Raw genomic sequence first — 24,825 nt, forward strand, 5'->3', positions numbered from 1 at the left:
AATATCATAAATGGAGGCACTAACGGGATTCGAACCCGTAATCAAGGTTTTGCAGACCCATGCCTTGGCCATTTGGCTATAGTGCCATCTTTAAAATGCTTATATATTATAATATATTTTTTTAAAATTTAAAATAATATTTAAGATATTTTTAATGTTATTAAATGGAAATGTCACATGCAAGATTTTTTGCATGTGACATTTCCATTTAATAGATAGTGATTCAATAAAACTAAATATATTAATTAACGAAATGATCAAACCAGAACCTGATGTAGTACCTGGATATAGAATTTGAAGTGTTTTTAGTTTACCAAAAAACAAAAATGTGATAATCCAAATTAATGGAAAAGATATTACAGAATAATAATATGATATAATTTATTCATGTAATAAACAAGAAATAAATTTATTTTATATAAGTGTACAAAAATAGAAAACTATTATAAATATTTATTTTTTTATTTTATAAATAATTTAATGGAGGATATTTTATGAGAAAAAAATTAAAAAATTAATAACTTTTTCTACGATAGGTGTAGTATTTAGTGGAACAGCATTTTTAGTTACTACATCGACCGTTCATAATAAACAACTAATAAATTGATATGATTTCTACACAAGTGATAAATTTGAGGTCAGAGCACAAAATTCTGCAAAAGTTATAAACATTAATAAACAAGAAGTTTCTGTTCCAATCAACAATAATTTTGAACTTAAATTATTGTTAAATCCAGGTATAAAAATTCAAAACGAGGAATTTATAATCAAGTTTAATAACGATTTTATAAATAAAATTAATAAGAAAAATTTAATTTATAAATCATTTGAAAAGCTATCGACGATGCCTATTGTTTGGTTTTATTTTGAAAACGAAAGAGATAGACAAAACTTTGTTGCAGAAATTAAAGATTGAAATGAAATTTTTAAATTAATAATTTTTGAAAATAAAAAAATCTTACAATTTCCACATCAAATAGGTAATTTATCCGATTCTGATTCCGGAGCAGGTGCATTACAAATAAGTAGCCATTACCCTGGTGCTAAAATAGACTTAAACCATTACCTTTTCAAGAGTAGTTTTTCACATAATTCTTCAATTGTTAATGCTGAAGATTATTTAGATAATCCATATGTCAATAAAATTGGTATTCTTGAAGTTTGGGCACATAAGTTTGATGAAAAATTTAAACATTATTTTAAAAATGGTATTGAAATAAATAATTTGGATATTCCCGGAACAGAAGCATGAAAAACTCACTCAACTAATGTTTCCTTAATTACAGGCGGAAAATATGGAATTGATAAATCATCAAAAATATATTTACATACTTTTACACATCTTGACAGTAAATGAATGAGGACAATTGAGAAAATGGTAAAAGATGAGGGAATAAGAGTAATTAATCATAGCTATGGATTAAGTCTATACCTTACTGATAAAAATGGCAAAAAATATATTTCACCTAAATATTTAAAAGGGTATTCTGAAAATTCGTACTTTTTAGATTATATATCACGAAAATATGGTGTAATAAACGTATTTGGTGCAAGTAATGACGGAAAAGATGAAAATCATTTAATAACAGGCACACAATTATCATTTAATTCGGTTGTTGTTGGTGCTTTATCTAATTCTGCGTCATACTCAGGTTTAAAATCAAATAAAGTTGCTGAATACTCTAACTATAGATTATCTAAAGAATTCGAAAATATTTCTAAACCGCTTGTTGTTGCACCTGGAAAAATTTATACCACTGTTTATGGAGAATATAGATATGCGGCTGGAACCAGTTATGCTGCACCAATAGTCACAGGTTTAATTTCTAATTTAATGAAGTATAAAGAAGATATAAGAAATAGTAACAATAGAGTTCCAATTGTAAAAGCAATATTATCTGCTTCAGCAGTGAGTCCGAAACTGCAAAATCTCACTTATAAAACAAGTGGTTATGAACAAAAATATGGATCTGGAACGGTAGATTTTAAGGAAATGCTACAAGCAGCAAACAATTATAAAGTTAAGACACTTAACTCAAATAGTTCTAATAATACAATACTTACCAGTGATGAAATAAAATTAACCAAAGGTCAAACCATTAAAATATCTAGTTCATGAACTTTTAATGCTGGCTTATTAAAAGAACGGGTAATTAATCCATTATTGATTGATGATCGTAATTGGTGAAACGATGTTTATAACACAACACCAAAATATAGGACAAAGGATTTAGTTGCAGAAGCAAGAAAATGAGGTAACCAGCATGAGAATGAGTTATGACTTAAAAAAGAAGAAATGTTAAATCGCCAATCTAATAAATGATTTACTGATTATGATTTATTTTTAGAACAGAAAAATTCTAATGGTGATTGAATAACTGTAAAACGTGTTTCGACTATTTTAACAAATGATGAATTAATCGAACATAAAGCAGATGTGGCTGGTACTTATCGATATAAAATTTTAAAATTCTCATCAAACTCTTTTGATAATTCAGTTGATGATATTGTCGCTGTAACACATGTAGTAAGGAATGAAAATGAATAAAAAAATATTATTGATTGGATCTTTATTAACTCCACTTATTACTTTTTCGTGTACACATACCAGCCCACCTGAGCCTTCAAAACCAAAGCCAGATCCTGTTCCACCACTAAAAAAACCTAACATATCTGATTTAGATAAAGGAATATGAGAAAGAGCAAGTGACAATAAGATATTATTAGATGTAGACCCAAGTAAAGAGGCAAATGCTTTTGAGCAAACTTATGATATGTATAATGCCGTTTATTCTAAATATAAACAATTCACAAAAATAGACATTTTTGCGCCTAAAGATTGGATCAAATCAAACGGCAGCGAAATAAAAGAAGAACGAAAACAAAAACAATCTATTTATCCATTTAACTTAACATTTTTCCATAATAGTTTTGATTATTTACGAGATAAAAATGTCTTAGAATATCTACCAATTGCAAGTGCAGTTAAAATAACAAATAAAGATCAATTTGATAAATATATAATTAACAGATTTAAAGAACTAAACCCACACGAAGATTTTAATCAAGATTCACAAATTAAAAAATTATTTGAGGAACTTTATTTAGACAATCAAGATGTTTATCAAGTATTGGAAGAAAATAATATTTATATACACAAGACCGGACGGCCAACACACTATCGTTATGACGAAATGATAATTCCTACTTATGATGAAAATCAAGTTACTATTAATATTGTCTATGATTTTTTATTAAATGGTTCTAGCTATATGGTGGTCCCCACCTCTGCAGAAGTTAATACAAACCCGCCAACATATTGAATAGTTTACTTAATAAAAAAGAGTAATAATATAAAGTATCATCAAATTTTTAGAGAATATGGTGAAAAATACGAATCTTACAAACAAAGATTTGAGAAATGGTTCAAAGAAGAATTTGAAAAGAAATTTTCATAAGTATAATAAAAACATTTGGATGAATTATCCAAATGTTTTTTAAAACAACTAAAGTATAAATATTTTTATTAACTAAACATTTGACAAGTTGTTGCTTTATATTTAATATTTCCATAAAATTTTACTTTTAGATTATTTTAAATATTACAAAAGGAAAAATTTTATCATATAAAATGATTCTAATTCAATTGATTTAATAATATTGGTAGACATAAAGTAAATTTTAAAAACTTATATTAAATGGAAATGTCAAATGCGAGATATTAACAAAATAGACAAGGAAGAAATATTCGGATTTTGTCCGAATATTTCTTCCTTGTCTAATTTATCAATTTAGTCTCCAAAGAAAAAATTTTTTGGTGTGTTTTTTGCTGTCTTTTTTACAACAAGTTGCACTTAAATATTAAAAAATAATTGAAACCAACATTCAAGTGTTAAAAGTTAAAAATGGTTTAAAAAATGTTATTCTACAGAAAATTTAAAATAATATTTAAGATATTTTTAAAAATATAAAAACTAGCAGATTTCTGCTAGTAGGCAACTAATTTATCTTTTGGTAAAATATTTTTTAAAATTACTTTGCTCTTGTTTTGTTAAAAGTGCATCAAGTTTCTCGATTACTACATTAGAAATTAAAGAATCTTCAAAATAAATAACTTCCTTAGCAAACTTTCTTCAGTTAGTTTTATTTTTATATGCATAGTATGATTCTGAATTTGGTAAAATAAAAATATAGTCTAATTTATTTTGCATCGCGAGCGAGATTTTATATCTTAATTTTAAATATTTTCAAGTTAGTTTTTCATAAAATGATTTTATCTTTATTTCATCTAAAGCTAAAATATCATCTAATAAATAATTATTAAAGACATTATATTTAGTAAATTGCGAAGCTTTAACTAATTTTAATGATTCTTTTAAGTGTTTTTTATATTCATTTTGGTTTGAATCCTCTAAATCATAAAAATCTGCTTCATAAATTTCAAAATTATGTTTATTAAAAAATTCTTTTAATTCTAATAAAGCAAATTGGTGGCTAAAGGCAATACTAATTTTTCGTTTATTTGTTGTTATTAAAAATAAATGAAGTGAAATTAGCATATAAATTACATTGATTAATAGTGTTGTTATATTAACAAAGCCAATTCCACCAAAAAATGCAAATGAAACAAAGTTTTTAATAATCCAAATAATTCATGAATCTCTAAAGCCCATAACCATCATAGTTAATGCTACAATCGATAAAGCACTAATTAATGAAATTAAAATATTACCAGCCGTAAAATATTTAAAATTATTTCCATATACTTCAATACCATCTTTACCCAATAAATTTAATACAAATTTATTAACTAAAGGATTAGCATAATAAAAACTAATTGTTAATAAAACTGTTAAAAATCCAAAAAAACTTGTTGAATAAATATTTGAGCGAAATGATTCAAATAAGTTATTTGAATTTTTAATCCTGGTTGTTTTATATCAAGTTAAAAACATGATTGGAATATAAATCACAAAATTAATAAATCCATCAATTGCTAAACCAAAAGAAAAAGCAAATAAGGCATATAATATTGCATTTGAAATACCTAAAATATAAGCTATATTCTTATGCATTGCAAAAAAGACAACTGATAAAACTCCTAAAATTGCGGATAAAGAAATACTAATTCCAATTATTTTTTGCCAAGTTGAAATTTCACCAGTTCAAATTCATGATTTGTAGTCAAATGAATATAAGGTATTAATAATTAAAATTAACATGAATAAGACTAAAAATAATTTTTGATAATATTTTTGGAATCATAGTAGAATTGTTTTATTCATAAATAAAATTATATACCATTTTACAATTTTATGGTAATATTATTAAGTATCAGCTGATAGCTGCTTTTTTAAAGTAGAGGAAAGTCCGTGCTAGCACCAGCTGCGATGCTGGTAGTGTTCATGTTAAGCCTAAGAAGCTTAAGTTTAAAACGACTAGTGCCACAGAGACGAGAATTGTGAAACGGGTAAACTCCATGAGCTAGAAACCCAAATTTGGTAGGGGAACTTCGAATAGAAAATGAACAATTTCGAAGAATATCAAGTTATTTTAAATCAAGATATTAGATAAATTATCAGCACATTTTTAATGTACAGAACACGGCTTATCGATACAGAAGAAAATATTTTTAAATATTTTCTTTTTTTATTTTTAAGATAAAGAAAATGTATTAAAATATTCCCAAAATATTTGAAAAAAATACTGCGGAGGGAAATGGAACATATTCAAAATTTTTTCAAATTTAAAAACCTTAAAAATATTTTTATGATAACTATTGCAGTTATATTTGCAGCAATAATTTCCTTAATTATAGGACTTAAACTTAGCTTTCCATATCGGCCATCATTTTTTAATTATAAATCTTATGTTTCAAAAGCAAATGAAGATCGAATTAACCAAACTTTTGATTATAAGGAATTTAATGAAATTGACGAATTTACTGTGGCACTAAATAACAATAAAGCAATTGCTGGAATCGGGAGTGATTTTCAAGTTGTTGATTTAATTAAACGGGGTTTTATTCAAAAAATTAATTTTGAAAAATTACTGGATTTAAAAGAACCAATTAAAACTAAAGATGAATTAAAAGCAATTTTGCAAAAAATTTATACACCAACAGTTTTTAAACATTTAGAAAGTTATGATGTTGAATTAACCACAGATGCAAATGGTAATGTATACAATGAGCCTTTGCACATTTGGGAATATTTTGTGCCTTACTTTCACCAAGATGGTGTTGTGGCAATTAACCCACTTAAGAATACTAAAACTCCAATTGACGATTTTCATCAAAAATTAAAAGATAATTACAAGGAGCTAAGTAAAACAACTACTATTACTAATTTTACTAAACAAACTAAATATAATTCACTTATTAATATTTTAAATACAACTCATAAAAATGGTTATGAAAACTTATTAATCACTGATGCTGTGCGGGTGAATATGCTTTATGGTTCTCCCTACAATGTACAAAATAATAAACTTAAATCAAATTATGGACAAATTACCACCAACGAAAATTACCAAGAAATTGTTAATAGTTTTTTAAACTTAATTAAACTTGCAACTAATCATTCAATTGAAAGTAAAATCTTTTCATTTAATGGAGATGGTTTAGAAGTTTTACGAACTTTGTTAGACGTTTCAATTAATGATGTTAATGCAGCTTTAATGTTTAATGGTGATGCTTTAGATGCATATTATTCAGAAGATAATGAATTACAAACAATTAATAAAGAAGGCAAAAGCATCCCAATACCAAATGGAACAATTGAAGTAATTAAATTCCATGAAAATATTTTATTAGTTGATGGTTTAGTTGTAGCTAATAAAATAACTAAACAAACTGAAGATATTTTATACAAAACATTGCGTGAAAGCATTTATGCTAATATTGAAGCTCCTTATAAATCTAATGGAGCAACTACCATTATACGTAATATATATGATGAATATTTGAATGTAGCTTTTAGAGATAAATTTATTAATGCCTTTAATTCATTAAATTTACCTAATTCACATAGTGAAACAGCTTTTAATGAATTTAAAACAAAACTAATTGAATTATATGCTTCAAATCTTAATAAAGAACTTGATGATACTAATTTAACTAAATTTAATGATTTTGTTGCCAAGAAACTTACAGATGATCCTAATTATAAAACAATCTTTCAAGCGTTAGTTAAATTAGAAGAAAATCATACACAAGAAGATTTAATTGCTAAAGTTGCTTTTGGATTTTCTCATATTGATTTTGATAGCGAAGCTTTTAGTCAGTTATTATTAGAAAAATATCAAAACCTTGAAAACTTTGCTTTTGTTAACTATACACCAAGCAACATAGCTGAATATGAACTTGTTAGACGTAATTACTTTGTTAAAGATGATAACACTTATGATGAAAAAGCAATTAATATTTATGAAGTAAAAGACCAAGAAGGTGTTATTTCTCATAAACGAATTTCGGGAGTAAGTGAAAAACTTAATTCACTATTAAATACTTATTATTACCTTAAAATTAAGCATTAAAAAAGTACTAGTTGTTTATTTGCAACTAGTACTTTTTGTTCTTTGGGTAAATTTATAATTATCAATATATTCTTTAACTTGATCAAAAACATCTAAATCACTCTTAAAATCTGTTTGGATGATTTTATAAGGGATTTTATAAAATTCACAAAGTTTGATAAATAATGGTTTATATAACTCATGCAGTCTTTGAAAATAAGCTTCATTTGCATCAAAATTTTCCACTTCTACTTTGCGCCCACGTTTCAAAATTCTTTCTTTTATTATCTCAAAGTTTGCATCTAAATAAATTGCTAAATCAGGATTTAAATTAACATCAACAATATATTTAAACATTGCATCAAACGCCTTTAAATACTTTGGGTCTTTTTTCTCCAATGTAATGACTGCAAAAATATAATGTTCAATATTAAAACGATCCAAAAACATAAAGCCATTTTCATGATCTTTAAATTTTTCTAAGAATTTTTGCTCTTCTTTAAGAAATGATTCAGTTAATGATTCTATAATATAAGATTGAAAGGCAATATCAATATTAGGTTCTTTTTCATACAATCATTTTAAAAAACAGTTAAAAACTGGATCATCATTATCAAATTCTTCAACTAAAATAGAATTTGCATAATAATGATTTAATTCTTTTGATAAAGTGCTTTTACCACATCCAATCATGCCACTAATTGCAACTACCATACTTTACCTTCTTATATTTCCTTGATCAAAAGCTTCGATAATTTCTAAGGCTTTTTGGAATACTTGCTCTTCATTTAAATTATCAGTATTAATTACAACATAATTTAAATTATATTTTTTAGCTTGTTTTTCAAAAAGATCCTTATAAACTTGATAAAGTGTCTGGAAATACCCTTTGTTAGCTTGGTAATTATCAATTTCAACAGCTCTTCCACGTTCAAATAAACGCTTTTCAAATGTCTCATAGCTCATATCTAAATAAATCGCTAAATCAGGTGTTTCTTGGTCTGTAATTAAATTTTCAAATAATGCATCATACCCTTTAAGATAAAGCTCGCCTTTTGGTCTTAAATTAACATTTGCAAAAATATAATGCTCAATGCTAAAACGATCCAAAAAGATATGATCTTTTTGGAAATCTTTGTTCATTTTCCGAAATTTTTGAATCAATTCATTTAATTTAGTTGTATGGTTTTCAACAACATAAGTTTGAAAACCCATAGTTAAATTTGGTTGTTTTTGGTACAACCATTCTAAAAATTGGTTAAAAACAACATTATTTTCATCATATTCTTCTAGCATTAATGATGAAGTATAATGTTTATATAATTTAGTAGTTAAGGTACTTTTACCGCTACTAATCATCCCGCTAATTCCTATTAACATAGTATTATTTACCTTTCTAAAATTTTATCTTGCTAAGTTTGAATTTTAACAAAAAAAATCAGAAATAAAATTTTTTCCACAAATTTCCATATTAGTTTTAATTATCTCTAATTTTTTAAAAATCTATTTGACTTTTTTTATTTTTTGGTTTAAAATTTTAATTTATCACAACACCAAGAAAGGAAAGCTATGAGATTAAAAAAACCCGAAGGAACCTTAGAACTAATTACTGGTCCAATGTTCTCTGGTAAAACAGAAGAATTACTCAAACGTATTAAAATTTTAGAAATAGCTGAAATTAAAACCTTAGTATTTAAGCCATCTTTTGACACTCGCTTTGATGCTCAAAAAGTTGTCAGTCGAACAGGGGCACAAGTTAATGCTATTGTAATTAAAGAAGCAAAAGAAATTTTAAACTATTGAAATAAAGATTGTAAAAGTGTTGCAATTGATGAAATTAATTTCCTAGATGAAGGAATTTTTGAGGTTATTGACCATCTTGTATTAAATGGAGTTAGAGTTATAGCCAGTGGACTAGATATGGATTTTTTACGTAGACCTTTTGGAGTAACTCCAGGACTTTTAGCAATTGCTGACGAAGTTAAAAAACTAAAAGCAGTATGTTTGGTATGTAAATCAGATGCTGCTTTTAGTTTTCGCAAAGAAGATAGTCAAGAATTAAATATGCTTGGAGATTTAGAATATGAAGCAAGATGTCGTAAATGTCATATTCTTGGTCAAAAAGCTAAAAAACGTCATAAAGTATAATATAATTTTTTATATAATATAAACTATATAAATAATTATAGGTTATCAAATGAAAATAAAAATAGATATCACAAGTGCTTTAAGAAGACCTTTAAGGGATTTAGAGTATTTAGAAACAAAAATACTCAAAATTCACAATGATCTAAAAAAACAAAGCTTAGCAAAAAAAGATTCTTTAGCTTGAATCACTTATCCAAGCAATTATGATAAAGAAACATTTTTAGCAATGCATAATAAAGCTAAAGAGTGAAAATATAATGGTGTTAAAAAAGTAGTTGTAATTGCTGCTGGTGGAACTTATTTAGGAATTAGGGCTGGTTATGAATTTATTTATAGCAAATACACTAATAATGAACCAGATTTAGAACTAATTTTTGCCTCTAATGATCTATCTGCTGATGAATTAGTTTACAAACTTAATTTAGTTAGTGATACTAAATTTGCTATTTTAGTAATTTCAAATTCAGGTAATACAATCGAAACTTTAATTACCTTTAAAGAGTTTCATAATTTACTAACAAAAAAAGAACTAGAAAATACTAACTCTTATATTATCGTAGTTTCACAAGACAACCAAGGTAGTTTGTTGCAATATGCTAAAAAACATAATTATAAATATTTTTTAGTACCCAAAAATTCACCAAGTCACTACTCAATTTTAACGCCCTTAGGTCTATTTGCTTTTATGTGTGCTGGAATTGACGTTGCAGCAATGCTTAAAGCTGCAACTAAAATGCAAGAAGAATTAGATAATTTACAAGCAACTAAAAACTTTGCTTATTTATATGCTGCAACAAGACATTATTTAAACCAAGAAAAAGCTTTTGCAATTGAGAAACTAATTTATCATGAACCAAGGCTTAAAGCCTTTAGTTTGTGGTGAAAGCAATTAGTAGCTAATTCAGAAGGAAAAGAAGGCAAGGGGATTTGACCAAGTATTGAAGCTTATAATGATCAAAAATTAGAAAATATCAATAATAATACTACTTTAGCTTTTAAAACAATGTTACTTTGCTTAAATCCTTTAAAAAATTTAAAACTAAACTCAAATCATAAAGAATATGATTTATTAAATTATTTAGATCAACAAGATCAAAAGATTGCTTTAAATCCTTCTTATGATCTTGTTGAATATAATTATAAATCTAAACATGAAGATCCTATTATCTTAATTAAATTTGATGCTTATGACGAAAGTTCGCTTGGTGCTTTATTTACTTTCTTTCATAATGCAATGTTAATGAGTACATATTTGTTGAATCTTGAACCATTTGAACAACCAGCTTTAGATGTTTATAAAAATAATATTCTTAATACTTTAACAAAAACTAATAAATAAGTAAAAAAGACAAATTTTAAAGTTTGTCTTTTTGTTTAAGTTATTTGGAACTAATGTCAATTAAAACGCCTTTGTTAGTAAATGGAGTTGTATCATCACCGGTAATTTTTAAAATTAAATCTGGATAATCAATAAAAGGATTACGGTTGTTTTGATATTTATATGTTTCATTGTTGCGAACTACGTCAAATTTTGAAACATAGTCATTGATATCTCATTGTAAGTAGTAATTAAAATAAGTTTGTTTAAGATATAACGTAGTATTTGAATATTGATTTAAAAAGATATGGTTTTGAGTACCAACTAGTTTATCTTTATGAGTAATCATAAAGTAAAAATAAGCCCTAGCAATATCTCCTTTAAAAGCATCTACTGGCTCAAAAACAATATTAGATTCTTGGTCTGTTCCTAATTTAGCTCCATTTTGTGTAGTAGTTCGAGTTGTAACAACATTGCCATGAGGATAATTAGCTCTTAAAGCATTAACCCTAATATCCGAAGGTCACACAAAATGCGCATCATGCACTGTTGGTGTTGCTTTATTAAATCATGATTGTGGAATTAAATGCTCACGGTTCATACCTTGACCTTCATTACTTGCACTTGAACCTGCACTTGAACTATAAGTAGTATATTCGTAAGGATCAGATCCATTAGGATTTTCTGAATATATGTCTAAAATAGAGTTATTATTTTCATAAAATGCATCTTTAAAAGCTGCATACTGATCATAAAATCCCTTTAGTCCATCATAGTTTTTAGAAGCTAAGGTGCTTAGATTTCGAGTTTGCAATTGTACTAAAGCAGTTAATAATTCTTCTCCACTTTTTCCTTCTAATGAAGCGTAATAATTATTAGATGGATCATAAACTAAGTTATATTTACTAAGGTTATCATTATGTTTAGCTAATAACTCTTCTTTTGATAAAGTTTGTGTTTGAGCAATATTATTAGAATTTTGATTTTCCTGTTTTGTTGGTGGGTTTTGATTTTGATCTTTGTAATTATTAGCAGTTTTAGCAACCGGGATAATAATAGTATCTCGATACTCTTTTCCGTCATAACTATAAGTAATTTTTAATTCTCTTGTAGTTTCGTTAAATTCTGCATAAAATCTACGGTCTTTTTTAGGAACTGTTCCTTTTAATTTTTTATAATCAAAACCGTCTTTAAGTTTTAAAATAGCTGTCTCGGGTTTTCCTCCTGAACCAGCAATTGAAAGGTAGTAATTTTGTTCTGTATTCGAATTAGGTCCATAATTTTGCATTTCTTTTAAAACTTTATCAGTTTTTTGTTTATTTTTGTACTCTTCAAGTAATTTATCAAAAGTTGCTCCAATATCATCTGTTTCTCAAAGTTGATACATATTTAAACTAGTTACATCTTTGTTTTGGTCTTGGTTTGAAGGCGTTTTAGGTTCTTCTTGTTTTGGCTCAGTGGTTGTATTTGCTTTTGCTTTTTTAAGCTCAGTTATTTTAGCAACTAATTTATCTAATAATGTTTTTTCATCTGTTAAATTAGCTTTAGCACCTTCACTCAAAGCATTATAGGCATTTAAAGCATTATTAACATTTGTTTCATCATTTTCTCTAATAGTTGTTTCAGTTTTATTTAAAACTTCATTATAAGTAGTTTTATAACTGTTAGCCTCAGTTATATTTGGATCAACTTTAATAGGTGTAGGCTCGGGTTTCTCAGTTTCTTTCTTTGTGCAACTTAAAGCAAATAAGGGTAATGCTGTAAGACTTAAAAGGCTAAAGGTTAATTTCTTGGTTAGTTTTGTAATTTTGGTCTTCATATTAATATTTTAACATTATTTACCATTATATTATGCAGATATTTATAAAAAAACTTAAACAAAGTTTTAAAACGTGTTTAAGTTACTTAATTAATAAAATTATTACTTAATTGCTAAATAATTTTTGACTTCTAAAACACAATCATCAATAACTTTTTCAACTAAGTCAAAAGATTCAATAATTGCACCAGAAGCTCGCTCGTGACCTCCGCCACCTCATTTAAGTGCAACGTTACGTACAATTGGTCCATTAGATCTAAATTCCACTCTTATTTTACCATCTTCTTCTTCTAAAAATTGCACTCATAATGGATATCCTTTAATATTTGCAATAGCATTAACTCGCATTGATGAATTTGGTGTTTTACCATGTTTTTTTGTTTCTGTTAGTGAATTTTGAATGTAAGCTACTCCATCACGGGTTTTTAAAGTAGATAAAAGTCATGAGTTAAATTTTAAATCATCTAGTGAACTTTGTGATAAATTAGTATGCACATAATCAGCTTCTAACCCCGCTTCATAAAGTTTTGAAGCAAGATAAAGAGTTCTTGCGCTAACTGTATTAAATAAGAATCTTCCTGAATCAGTGTTAATTCCTAAGTATAAATAATTTGCTGCCTTAGGAGTAATTTTTCAACTATTTACCACGGCTATTTCACTTATCATTTCATCAGCAGCGCAATATGAACTGTCAACTCATCTAATAGCATTTTGGCCCAAATCATCATCATTAGGATGATGATCAATTCTAATAACTTGAGGAAAGATATCTTTATCTAAAACTTCTCTTAGTTCAATACGCTCTTTAAAGTTTGCATCCACAATAACAGCTAAAGATTTTTTTAAAACTTCATCGCTTGGTACTTTGTCCATTTGGAAATCTAAAAAGCTAAAAGAGTTTTTAGCATCTCCTATAGCATAAACTTTTTTATCTGGAAAATTAGTTCTTAATAATTCTCTAAGACCAAATTGTGATCCTAGACAATCGCCATCAGGGCGAATATGGTGAAAAATTACTATGCTATCATATTTATATAATTCTTTAGTTACTAATTCTAAATTACCTATTTTCATGTTATTTTGCCTCCCATTTAATAATAGCTTTATTTAATAATTCTAAGACTTTAGGAACTTGATCAAATGAATCAAGTGTAATTCCAGCAGCATTATCATGTCCTCCACCATTAAATTCATATGCTACTTCATTAACTAATGGTCCATTAGATCTTAAACGACCTCTAATTTTACCATCTTCCATTTGGATAAATAAAGCTCAACATGAATTATCTTCAATGTTAGCTAATTCATTAACATATACTGCTGCTTTTAATGAGTCAATTTGATATTTATCTAAAAAGTCTTGATTGATTTCAAAGTACAAAACTCTTCCTTGTTTCTTAAAGCCAGAAAGAATTTCGCCAGAGATTTGAATATCTAATAAATTACGTTTGTTTAAATTTCGTAAAATTTCATTTGGATGAAATCCATTTTGCATTAAAAAAGCTACAAGCTTATAAGTTCTAGCACTTGTATCAGGGTATAAGAACCTCCCTGAATCAGTGTTAATACCTAAATAAATGTGCCCTGATGCTTTTTGACTTACTTTTCATTTCGCATCAAAAGCAATTTGAGCTATCATTTCAGCAGCTGCAACAAAATGCTCATCGACATAATTATATTCATAGTCAATATCTGCTTCATTAGGGTGATGGTCAATTCTTAAACGGGCTGTTGTTTTCTTTTGATATAAAAGTTCAGCATGTTCAATGCGATCACCACTTGAAGCATCAACCACTATTGCTAATGAATTATCAAAATTTAAATCTTCTAGTTTATCAAAATGATAATTCATAAAGTGAAAGTTATCTTTATTATCACCAATTGTGTAAACATTTTTGTTTGGATAATTAGTTTTAATTAACTCAGCTAAACCCGCTTGTGATCCTAGACAATCGCCATCAGGGCGAATATGGTGAAAAATAATAATATTTTCATATTTTTCAATTGCATTAATTGCAACTTGTGAATTTCCTATTTGCATTATTTATTTTCTCCTTCTCATTTTATAATTGATTGGTTTAATGTATTAATAACATTTGTTATTAGATCTGTACTTTGAATAATAAAACCACCCCTGTCATTATGACCTCCCCCACCATAACTTTTGGCAACAGGAATCATAGATGGCCCATTAGAACGAATTCTAGCTCTAATAGTTTGATCTTCTAAATCAATAAATAAAACTCAACAATAATTATCTCCAATATTAGCTAAAACATTAACATATTGCGAAGCTTGATATGGAGTTAACTTAAATTGCTCTAAAAATGCTTTATTGGCATAAAAATATAAAACTCTTCCTTGTTGTTTAAAGTTAGATAAAATATGACCTGAGATTTGAATATCTAATAAATTACGCTTGTTCAAATTTCGTAAAATTTCATTTGGATGAAATCCATTTTGCATTAAAAAAGCTACAAGCTTATAAGTTCTAGCACTTGTATCAGGGTATAAGAACCTCCCTGAATCAGTGTTAATACCTAAATAAATGTGCCCTGATGCTTTTTGACTTACTTTTCATTTAGCATCAAAAGCAATTTGAGCTATCATTTCAGCAGCTGCAACAAAATGCTCATCGACATAATTATATTCATAGTCAATATCTGCTTCATTAGGATGATGGTCAATTCTTAAACGGGCTGTTGTTTTCTTTTGATATAAAAGTTCAGCATGTTCAATGCGATCACCACTTGAAGCATCAACCACTATTGCTAATGAATTATCAAAATTTAAATCTTCTAGTTTATCAAAATGATAATTCATAAAGTGAAAGTTATCTTTATTATCACCAATTGTGTAAACATTTTTGTTTGGATAATTAGTTTTAATTAACTCAGCTAAACCCGCTTGTGATCCTAGACAATCGCCATCAGGATTAGTATGGTGAAAAATAATAATATTTTCATATTTTTCAATTGCATTAATTGCAACTTGTGAATTTCCTATTTGCATTATCCTCCTTTATTATTTTCAGTAAATTGTTTAATTTGTTCTTTATAAATATTTAAATCTTGAGTTATTTTAACTAAGTTTTGCATAATATTTTCAAGCTTGTTAAAATTTTCTCGTTGAGACTTTTGCTCATCAATTAAATTATTAAATTCTTCTTGAGTTAAGAAGTTTTGAAAAGAATTTTTAAAGCTAGTTTGATTATAAATGCTAAACTTAGTATGGTATTTTAAAGTTTCTTGAATTCAAATTATAACCACAGGAATTTGTTTTTCAAAACTTTTAAGCCACGATTCATAAACTTCACTTTTTAAAATACTATTAATTTGCAACGTATCAAAATAGCTTTTTTTAACTAAATTAATGATTTCTAAATATTTGGAATATTCACTATTAAAAAACTTTACTAATTCTTTTTGTTTTGAAAGTAAAAGCTCAAAATTTTCTAAGGAATTTTGGTAAGTTTGAGAATTTAAATTTTTTAAAGTTTTAAGTCTTTCTTTTGCTAATGATTCATAATCATTAGCAAATTTCTCAATTTTCCTAATTTCATTACTTGGATCTTCGAATTTATAGATCAAATAAGAATTATATATTTTATCAGTAGTTCGATAATAATTTGATAGGTCTTTAGCTAAGGATTCATCGATAGCTAAAGGAATTGTTTCTAAATATTCACTAATTATTTTAGCCTTTGAATAATTTAACCATCAATTTAAAATTCCATATTGTTTAACAAACTCTCTAAAAGATGAAAACTCAGGTTCATTTAAGCCATGCATAATAAAATATAAATCTAAAAACTTTTCAGATTTAATCCCTTTATTTGGATCATTTAGGTCAGTTTCAGTAAGCAAATCAAGCTGGGCTTTAATTTGATCATAAAATAGCTTATTAGCTTTAATTTGAGCATTTAAATTATTTCATTGTGCTTCACTAAAATAATAACCTTTCTCTTTTTGCGTTTCTAAAAATCCATTTAAAGAGCTAATTTTATATTTTAAAATTGGTAAATAATATTTATATCTTGGCTTATTTTGCGCTTCTAAAGTTTTTAAATAATTATTTAAATCATTAATTGAATCTTCAACTCTACTTTCCGAAGTACATGAAGCGCTCACAGCAACAGGCAAAACAAGCGAGGAAAGAAATAATAATCGAAAATTAAATTTCTTTTTCATATTTTAATTTTACTAAATTTCTTAATAAATTAGATGAAAAACATAACTACTTTTATAGTTATGTTTTTGACTTTTATGGTGTTACATGTGCATTATTTACATAATGATCATCAATAATATAACCAGCTAATTGTGAATAAATATATGATTCAATATTAAATACTTTATCACGTTCTTTTTGTGCATCACTTAATAGTGAGTAAATATCTAAAACATATCATTTACCTTGATCTTCAAATTCAACTAAGTATGTTGCCGTTGAATTATTCTTTTGGGCTGGGTTAGTTGTTTTATAAACTTTAATAGCGTGTGTTTTATAAATACCATTTAAAAATAAAAGGTTGGTAAACAATTCTGCAAGTCCAAAGCGTGAAGTAGCTGAGTTTTTAATACCATTATTTAATCTTTCAAAAACTAAATCAATATCTGATTGATATGGTTTTTTAAGTTCTTCAAGTTGAGCTTTTAAAGTTTCATTATCTGGATTAAGTTTTAATTGACTTAAAATTTCTTTAAGATTTTCTCTGAATTTTTGGGCTTGAGCAATTTGAGGTTTAAGACGATTAATATCTCTTTGTTCTCTTGCTTTTTCCCTGTTTCATTGTTGAATTTCAGCTTGATTGCCTGAAACTGCTATTTGAGCATCTAAAGCTTTAATATTTTCTTCTTTAAGACTAATTTGAATTTTAAGATTATGTTCTTTTTCTGCTAAGAAAATACGGTCTAAATTATTATTAACAAATTTAGTTGGATTTAATAAAAACTCGTTAGCTTCTAAATCATCTAATGCTTTATCAAAAATTTTAAAAGCATCATCTTCTTTACCAGTTGAAGGGTTTTGCCCTTTAGCTAAGTGAATTGGTCCAAAACCTGAACCCATTCCTTGGCTTGAAGATTCAATTAAATCACCTTTGACACTATATGAATTTGAAGTGTCTCAAAATGCTTCCCAAATTGTTTTAAGAACTTTAGTTGCTTCTGTTCTCTTAGCACTTGCACCGTGAACTTCTTGCACTTTATCCCAAACACTTTGAAACACAGGTGTAGCTAAACCATTATTAATAATAGTTGGTGAGAATTCAATAACATAAGTTAAAGAAACATTGTCAAAACGTAACATATTAGTAATTGGGCTAAAAGTTGATTTTGAAGCTGCACTTTGTTCATACTTAAATCAATTGTAATATGTTGCTCATGGAGTATCTTTAACGTAGTTTTCTAATACTTCTTGAACTGCCTGGTAAGTAATTACTTGATTAAAATCCGTTAAAGGAATATTGTAAATAGTTGCTGATAAAATAGCTGATAAATTACTTTTAATTGCTTGTTCATTTTTAATAGCAGCAGTTTCAACTCCACCACCAAAATCAAGTTTTAAAATCTCGCTTAATGATTTAGTGCCATTATTTTGCTTGTAATATTCATTAATTAAATTTGTTAATATTTCAAATTTAGTATCAAAATCATTTAAAACAAGTTTATTTTGGTTAAGTAAAATTTGAATGTCGTTAGTATTTTCTGCTGTTTTATCACTATTATTAGCTAAATAACTTTGGTAATTACTTTCAGTTTGAGTAATTAAGTTTTTAAATTGATTGTAATTAGTTTCATTTTTAGTAGCAGTTTTACCACTAATTGTAACTAAATTATTAATTTTAGTTTGCAAGTGTTTGTTATTAATCTCAAAACGGGTTTGTTTAAATCTTAAGTTAATACTTGAAAAAGTATATGTTAAGTAATTTGCTTTATAAAGCTCATCTTCAAATTTTACTAAGGTTCGGTTCTTTGGATCAGCAACTCTTTGTTTATCTAAAAATCCATTTTCTTTAGCAAAGGTTTTGGCAAAAATAACTGTTTTATCGTTATCATAAAGGCAAGATACAGCAGTCATAGGAATAAGTGCACCAAACACTGTGCTACCAAAAATAAATTTAAATTTCTTGTTTATTTTAAGCATAATTAACTAAACATTTCAACATATTTTCAAGACTTAATTCCTGAATATGAAATAATAAGCCCCATTAAGAAAATAATGCATGAAAATGCTAAACCTCCTATGGTATATGAACGAGCAAAATTATACGTATCAATAATTTTTTGATCTAAAGTTACTGTTTTATGTAGTTCTAAAACGTTGCTTAAGTTTGCTAAGAAAATTGAGAGTGCAATGATTGCAATTAAGGCTAAAAATGTCACAATTGCTCATGTAATAACTTTTCTTTTGTAACCTTGCATATTTATCCTTTAATTGTAGATCCTTGTCTACTAATTGCATTCATAATTCTTTTTCTAAATAATAAGTATACAATGAACATTGGAGCAATAACAATTAAGGCAGCTGCCATTCTAATGTTAAGTTGCACGTTTGCTCCAGATGAAGAATCTCTTTCATCAAGACCAGCTTTAAATAACCAAAGCGAAATTAATTGTCAATCCTTATTATCACTATTTACAATTGCAGGTCATAAGTATGAGTTTCAAGAAGCAAGAGCTGTTAAAATAACGATTGTTAAAGTAGTTGGAACTACCATTGGGAAAGCTACTTTAAATAAGTATTTCAATCCACCAGCTCCATCAACTAAAGAAACTTCTTTAATACGGCCTGGAATTGCTTCAAAGGCATTTTTATACATAACTGTATTAAAAATACTTGCTGAAAATGGTAAAACCATTGCTAGTAAAATAGTAAATAATGATGAACGAAGCTTTGTTTGCACAACCACAGTATATTGACCTGATAATAAGGCTACTTCAGGTAGTACTAATAAAGCAAGTGCTAAGAATCAAATTAATCCTTTAAAACGTCAGTTTCTTAACGAAAAAGCATAACCCATTAAGAAAGTAGTAAAGATTTTAAAGAAAACAGATAAAAGCACGTTAACAGAAGTTACCATTAAAGATTGTCAATATCCTGAGCTAATAGCTCGATTGTAAGTATTTTGCACAACTTCAGATCATGGCCGGATCTCAAACCCACCACTAGCTTCAGGGTCAGATTGAATAAAATATGTTCTTCCTAAGGTAAAATCAGAAGCAAATTTAAAAGTACTTTTTAATCCTTCGGCTTCATCATCAGCCATTAAGGAAATATTAATCATAAAGATAAATGGGAAGATAATTACTAAACCAAAAAATGATAGTAAAAGTAATTTTAATAAAACACTAATTACAACATTAACTAAATTCTTTTCGAGAACTTGAGAAGAAACAATTTCTTGGTTTTTTCTAAGCTTTTTGGATATTAATAGTTTTTGTAGCTTTAACTTTAACTCAAACATTTCTTTCTCCTAAATTATTTAATGTTAATTGAACCATGAAGAATCCACCCCTTATAACTGATGAATAGCTAACACCAATAATAAATAATGAAATAGCAGAAGCACCAGCAAGAGCAAAGTTACCATTTTTAGTTACTAAGTATACATATAACATTAAAGTTCCACCACCATAAGCAAAGGCATTTTCAGGTTTATTACTAAAAAGAGCTAATGGGAAAACTTTAAGTCCACCAATAATTCCTAAGGTAATTAAGAAGTTAATTGTTCCTTTAATTGACGGTAAGGTTATTTTGAAAAATTGTTTTATTTCACCACAACCATCAATTGAAGCTGATTTATAAAGGTTTTTATCAACTCCAAGCATAGTAGTAGTAAAGATTAAAATATTAAAGGCTAATCCACTTCAAATACCATTAATAAACATTGCAAGCAAGGCATTAAAGGTAAATTGATCAGCTGTTTCGAGTCATGGTGTTTTTGAACCTAGAAAAAGGTTTAAAAGACCGTTTGAGCTAAATAATTGGATAAAAGCTGTTGAAACAGCAACTGCGTTGGTAATATATGGTAAGAAAAAGACTGTTTGTCAAAATCCTTTGGCTCATTTGCGGTGCAATTTAGCAATAACTGATGAAATTGTTAATGAAATTGCCATAACAAATGGTAACACAGCTAAACCATAAATAAATGAGTTTCTAACCCCAACAGCAAAACGAGGATCAGTAAATGTATTTACGTAGTTTTGTAAGGTTAATTCACCCTGAGCATTAAAAAGTGAGGCTCTTAAGTTTAAAATAAGAGGAACTACTGTAAACATCATAATTAACACAAATCCAGGCAATAAGAAAAGTAATGGTAATCATAATGGTGTTCTACGGTCTAAAATAGAATGTGATAATGCTGCTTTTTTTCTTGATTGGCTTTTTAAAGATCAATTAAGTAAAAAAGGTAAATTTTTAGAAATGAATAAATATAATTTATTGTTGAGAGCATTCATATGAAACTCTTTCTTCAGAAGTGGCATCAAAGATGTGTAATTTATTCATTGGTAAGTCAAAGTAAATTAAATCACCAATAGCATAATTTTCTGAGTTATCTAATAAGAAATTGATTCGTCCCACATTTTCAATTTTAACAACAAGTTTACTTTCTTTCCCAAAGTTTTCTTGAACTACCACTTCACCTTTAAACATGTGTGGTTGATCTGCTGTTTTAATAATGTAGTCTTCACTACGAACACCAACATTTAGTGAAATATTGCTTTTATCTGGTAATGATACTCCACTAAATTCTTGACCGGCTACAAATAATTTACCATCCTTAAGTTCAGAAGGAAATAATCCCATTTCAGGCATTCCTAAAAAACGAGCCACAAACTGGTTTTTAGGTGTATTGTATAATTCAAGTGGTGAGCCAAGTTGTTGTACTTTTGCTGTTGACATACATACAATAATGTCACTAATTGACATCGCTTCTTCTTGGTCGTGTGTAACAAACACAGTAGTAATACCTAAAGATTGTTGAATTTCTCTAATTCATTGACGCGTTGAAATACGTAATTTTGCATCTAAGTTTGATAAAGGTTCATCCATTAATAAGATTTCAGGTTTTTTAACAATCGCACGAGCAATTGAAACACGTTGTTGTTGACCCCCTGATAATCTAGTTGGTTTCTTTTGTAAAATTTTAACAATTTCAACTCTGTTAGCTACTTCCATAACTTCATTATGGATTGCTTTTTTAAGAGGAATATCATCTTTAGCCAAAGCCTTAAGGGTTAATTTTTCTTCATCATTTAAAATTGAACTAATTTCGCCTTTACGATCTTTAGCTAAGTTGTTTTTAAGATCATATTTAGTTTCAAGATCAGTAACTAAATTGTAGAAGTGTTTTTTTGCAATAACTGGTAGATTTAAAGCATCTTTTTTAAGTTCTAAATAAGCTTGGTTAGTTTTTAAAGTTTCTTTAAATTCAACTTTTGCTTTTTGATATGCTTCTTGTTTTTGTTTCTTAAGCACAGCATATTCGTCAATAATTTCTTTTTGTTTTTGAATAAATTTATATCTAGTTAATAGTTTTAAAACTTTTTCTTCTAATTTAACAATTGACTTACGGTCATTTAAAGTTAACTCATCTAAATTAACACTCATAAGTTCAGCAGAAAAATTGTTTAATTTAGTAGTTCTGTCTGGAATTTGATCATATGGCAATGGTTGATATTTTGTGTATTCAGGTGCAATATTTTTTAAAATATCAGCTTCTTTTAAATTAGGTAATAATAAATTATTTTTAAAGTCAGAATTGTATTTTTCAGTAATACGTTCGAATTTTTCTTTTGAATCTCTTCTTAATTTATCATTAGTTTTTAAAACATTTTTTGTTAATAAAGAAATTTTTGAAGTTTCATGCACACTAGCTAATTTATATTCAGTATGTGCTTTTTCGTAGTTTTCAACTAAATGAGCATATTCTTTATTGAGTTTGTATGGTAAATCTTCAGAAACAACTTCTCATTTATCAAAAGCATTTCTAAGTTTTTGAATTTCTTCTTCCGAAGCACCTAATTTTTTCAAGTATAAAATTCGAATTTCGTTGCGCGCTTTTTCGCGTTTTAAAAATGTTTTAAATTGTCAGTTAAAATCATTTTTAAGCGGAAAGGCAATGTTTGCGTATACACTTAAGTGTGGGTAAAGTGCATAGTTTTGGAAAACAAAACCAATTTTTCTTTTTTGAGGGGTAAAATCAGTTACATCTTTTCCTTTGAAGAGAATTTTTCCAGAAGTAACAGTTAAAAGTCCAGCAATTGCATTTAAAGTAGTAGTTTTTCCAGAGCCTGAAGGTCCTAAAAGAGTTACTAGTTTACCTTCTGGGATTTGGAAGCTAACATTATCAACTGCTAATGTTTCCCCAAAGTCAATATTTAAGTTTTTTAGTTCAATTGCAGGTACTTCTTCAGTACTTAAATTGCTAAATTCCATAAAATATTGATCAATTTTATTCAAAGAAGTTTCATCAACTTTTACAGAAGTTTCTTTGAATTTATTTAAAAGTTTTTTAAAGATAATCATCTCTAATCCTTTCGCTAATTTTTAACATAATCTTTGACAATGGCATTTTTACTAGTTTTTTCATAGTAAAATGGATGTCATCTATTATTATTTTTAATTAAATAAATAAATAATGAAACATCAGCTGGATTATCAAAGTAGTTAAACATTCCCTTATTATTCTTAATAGCTTCTTCAAAGGCTTCAGCTATTTTAGGGTATAAATTGTATTCATACGTACTTTTATCTTTGTTGTGTAAGTAGTTTTCTCATACATCATTGCTATATGGTAAAGTGTGGCCAGAACGTACGATTTCACTAATGTATGAATATTGGTAGTTTTCTCCAAAGAAAATATCAGCTGTGATGCGATCATAAGAATCTTTGCCAGAGACAAAACCAACCATAATATCATTTTTAAATTTCTCACTATTAACAACTTGCTCAGCGAAATTAGTAGCATGTAAGGCAAATGAATATTCAAATGGTGCTGCTGCTACATAATTATTTCCACTACCAACTCCTTTTTCAGGGGTATCAATGCCGCTTAATCTAATACGGTATGATTCTCCTTGAGTAATAACTATTCCGCCTCTTAATGTTTTAGATTCTTGGGCAATAACTGAGAAAGTATCACCATCTGAAACACTTTCAATTTTTGCTTTAAATGATGAAGCTTTAAAAATTTCATCTTCAAATGAAATCCCTGTCGCTTTAAAACCACTTTCACTAGAATTAATTGGAAGCTGGTTTAAAAGTGGATTAAGTTGCGCTGCTTCAGTAATTTTAATATCTAAGATTCCTAAACCTAAAAGAGAGCTAGAATCAATTTTAGGTTCATATCTAACAGCATAAACTACATTAACATTAGCAATACTTTCAGCTGCAGTTTGCTCAGCTCTTGTTTTACCCTTAACTCCTAATTCACCTAGCTCTAAGTTTTTAGAAGTTTGTGATTTAACTAAGGTTATTTCACGGTTATTAAGAGTTATTTTAACTTCTTGCGGAGCTCCAGTAATATTTTTTGGATCAGCAAAAATTTTGTTACCAGTTTTTGCGGGCACAATAATTTTTGACTTATATGTATCACTTAAATAACTAGTAATAACTTTATTAATTCCTGCGACAACTTGATTAAATTCACTTTGCTTTGCAGCATCAGTTAAAATTCCAGAAGCTCAAAATTCATAAGTATTTTCATGACGGTTTCTACGTAATGATAATTTTTCAATATTTAATAAAAGTTTTGAAGTTTCATTTGTTGTTTGGATGCTTGAATTAATAGTAAAAGAACCTATTTGCTGGCTTTTAGTAGTCACTGTTGGCTCAGGTTCGCTTGGCATAGTAGGATTATTATTTGTTGGTGGAGTTGGGGGATTTTGCTCTGTAGGAGTATTTGAGCCACAAGATACAGTTAGAGCACTAAAGGCGCAAACTGTAATTAATGAACTAAGTAGTGATTTATATTTTAGTTTTTTCATAGCTATAAAGGTAATAATAAATATAATTTGTT

At 27.4% G+C, this 24,825-nt stretch carries 20 protein-coding genes, 1 tRNA gene and 1 other RNA gene; 7 read left to right on the plus strand and 15 right to left on the minus strand.

What is annotated here, in order from left to right:
* Positions 1-11 precede the first annotated feature (11 nt).
* Positions 12-86, minus strand: a tRNA-Cys gene (locus tag EXC44_RS00475).
* A gap of 107 nt (positions 87-193) precedes the next feature.
* Between EXC44_RS00475 and EXC44_RS03895 the strand changes: the two genes are divergently transcribed.
* From EXC44_RS03895 to EXC44_RS00485, 3 genes are all read left to right on the plus strand, one after another.
* On the plus strand, positions 194-367 hold the full coding sequence (locus tag EXC44_RS03895; RefSeq protein WP_165001831.1) for a hypothetical protein: 174 nt from the start codon (positions 194-196) through the stop codon (positions 365-367).
* A 357-nt stretch (positions 368-724) separates the two neighbouring features.
* Entirely contained in the window at positions 725-2,548 is a 1,824-nt protein-coding gene (locus EXC44_RS00480) for a S8 family serine peptidase (RefSeq protein WP_129620938.1), read from the plus strand.
* The gene (locus EXC44_RS00485) at positions 2,541-3,458 is read left to right on the plus strand and encodes a hypothetical protein (protein WP_129620940.1); all 918 of its coding nucleotides are present in this window, start codon (positions 2,541-2,543) and stop codon (positions 3,456-3,458) included. Before EXC44_RS00480 ends, EXC44_RS00485 begins: the two co-directional genes overlap by 8 nt.
* A gap of 546 nt (positions 3,459-4,004) precedes the next feature.
* Here the strand turns inward: EXC44_RS00485 and EXC44_RS00490 are convergent.
* Positions 4,005-5,285 carry a nicotinamide mononucleotide transporter family protein gene (locus tag EXC44_RS00490; RefSeq protein ID WP_223213744.1) on the minus strand — a complete coding sequence of 427 codons (1,281 nt, stop codon included), beginning with the start codon at positions 5,283-5,285 and terminating at the stop codon, positions 4,005-4,007.
* 45 nt (positions 5,286-5,330) lie between these two features.
* Between EXC44_RS00490 and rnpB the strand changes: the two genes are divergently transcribed.
* Together rnpB and EXC44_RS00500 are read left to right on the plus strand one after the other, a co-directional pair.
* Positions 5,331-5,616: RNase P RNA component class B (rnpB, locus tag EXC44_RS00495), an RNA gene on the plus strand.
* Positions 5,617-5,718: 102 nt separating this feature from the next.
* Positions 5,719-7,536: a hypothetical protein gene (locus tag EXC44_RS00500; protein ID WP_129620944.1), complete on the plus strand. Its 1,818-nt coding sequence runs from the start codon at positions 5,719-5,721 to the stop codon at positions 7,534-7,536.
* A gap of 15 nt (positions 7,537-7,551) precedes the next feature.
* On the opposite strand, the gene EXC44_RS00505 is transcribed toward EXC44_RS00500, so the two are convergent.
* Both EXC44_RS00505 and EXC44_RS00510 read right to left on the minus strand, forming a co-directional pair.
* Complete coding sequence (locus EXC44_RS00505) at positions 7,552-8,229, minus strand: deoxynucleoside kinase (protein WP_120161175.1); 678 nt, start codon at positions 8,227-8,229, stop codon at positions 7,552-7,554.
* A gap of 3 nt (positions 8,230-8,232) precedes the next feature.
* Entirely contained in the window at positions 8,233-8,895 is a 663-nt protein-coding gene (locus EXC44_RS00510; protein WP_120161173.1) for a deoxynucleoside kinase, read from the minus strand.
* 189 nt (positions 8,896-9,084) lie between these two features.
* Here EXC44_RS00510 and EXC44_RS00515 point away from each other — a divergent pair, with 189 nt between their 5' ends.
* Positions 9,085-9,663: a thymidine kinase gene (locus EXC44_RS00515; RefSeq protein ID WP_129620952.1), complete on the plus strand. Its 579-nt coding sequence runs from the start codon at positions 9,085-9,087 to the stop codon at positions 9,661-9,663.
* Between the two features lie 49 nt (positions 9,664-9,712).
* Entirely contained in the window at positions 9,713-11,002 is a 1,290-nt protein-coding gene (locus EXC44_RS00520; RefSeq protein ID WP_129620955.1) for a glucose-6-phosphate isomerase, read from the plus strand.
* 40 nt (positions 11,003-11,042) lie between these two features.
* On the opposite strand, the gene EXC44_RS00525 is transcribed toward EXC44_RS00520, so the two are convergent.
* From EXC44_RS00525 to EXC44_RS00575, 11 genes are all read right to left on the minus strand, one after another.
* On the minus strand, positions 11,043-12,800 hold the full coding sequence (locus EXC44_RS00525) for an endonuclease (protein ID WP_129620957.1): 1,758 nt from the start codon (positions 12,798-12,800) through the stop codon (positions 11,043-11,045).
* 102 nt (positions 12,801-12,902) lie between these two features.
* On the minus strand, positions 12,903-13,874 hold the full coding sequence (locus tag EXC44_RS00530) for a DHH family phosphoesterase (RefSeq protein WP_129620959.1): 972 nt from the start codon (positions 13,872-13,874) through the stop codon (positions 12,903-12,905).
* A gap of 1 nt (position 13,875) precedes the next feature.
* A complete protein-coding gene (locus EXC44_RS00535) occupies positions 13,876-14,841 on the minus strand; it encodes a DHH family phosphoesterase (RefSeq protein WP_129620961.1) in 966 nt (321 codons plus the stop codon).
* Complete coding sequence (locus EXC44_RS00540) at positions 14,841-15,812, minus strand: DHH family phosphoesterase (RefSeq protein WP_129620963.1); 972 nt, start codon at positions 15,810-15,812, stop codon at positions 14,841-14,843. The genes EXC44_RS00535 and EXC44_RS00540 overlap by 1 nt, the downstream gene beginning before the upstream one ends.
* Positions 15,812-16,990: a hypothetical protein gene (locus EXC44_RS00545; protein WP_129620964.1), complete on the minus strand. Its 1,179-nt coding sequence runs from the start codon at positions 16,988-16,990 to the stop codon at positions 15,812-15,814. Before EXC44_RS00545 ends, EXC44_RS00540 begins: the two co-directional genes overlap by 1 nt.
* A gap of 73 nt (positions 16,991-17,063) precedes the next feature.
* Positions 17,064-18,947, minus strand: a complete 1,884-nt coding sequence (locus EXC44_RS00550; protein WP_129620966.1) for a hypothetical protein — start codon at positions 18,945-18,947, stop codon at positions 17,064-17,066.
* Between the two features lie 2 nt (positions 18,948-18,949).
* Positions 18,950-19,225, minus strand: coding sequence for a hypothetical protein (locus tag EXC44_RS00555; RefSeq protein ID WP_120161155.1), 276 nt, complete (start codon positions 19,223-19,225; stop codon positions 18,950-18,952).
* Positions 19,226-19,227: 2 nt separating this feature from the next.
* A complete protein-coding gene (locus EXC44_RS00560; protein ID WP_129620968.1) occupies positions 19,228-20,268 on the minus strand; it encodes a carbohydrate ABC transporter permease in 1,041 nt (346 codons plus the stop codon).
* Positions 20,216-21,262 (minus strand): carbohydrate ABC transporter permease, encoded by a 1,047-nt coding sequence (locus tag EXC44_RS00565; RefSeq protein ID WP_129620970.1) that lies wholly within the window; start codon positions 21,260-21,262, stop codon positions 20,216-20,218. The genes EXC44_RS00560 and EXC44_RS00565 overlap by 53 nt, the downstream gene beginning before the upstream one ends.
* Positions 21,243-23,333, minus strand: a complete 2,091-nt coding sequence (locus EXC44_RS00570; RefSeq protein WP_129620972.1) for an ATP-binding cassette domain-containing protein — start codon at positions 23,331-23,333, stop codon at positions 21,243-21,245. Before EXC44_RS00570 ends, EXC44_RS00565 begins: the two co-directional genes overlap by 20 nt.
* 14 nt (positions 23,334-23,347) lie before the next feature.
* Complete coding sequence (locus EXC44_RS00575) at positions 23,348-24,793, minus strand: thermonuclease family protein (protein WP_129620974.1); 1,446 nt, start codon at positions 24,791-24,793, stop codon at positions 23,348-23,350.
* Between the last annotated feature and the right edge of the window lie 32 nt (positions 24,794-24,825).

Source organism: Mycoplasmopsis bovirhinis, assembly GCF_900660515.1.
Lineage (GTDB): Bacteria > Bacillota_I > Bacilli_A > Mycoplasmatales > Metamycoplasmataceae > Mycoplasmopsis > Mycoplasmopsis bovirhinis.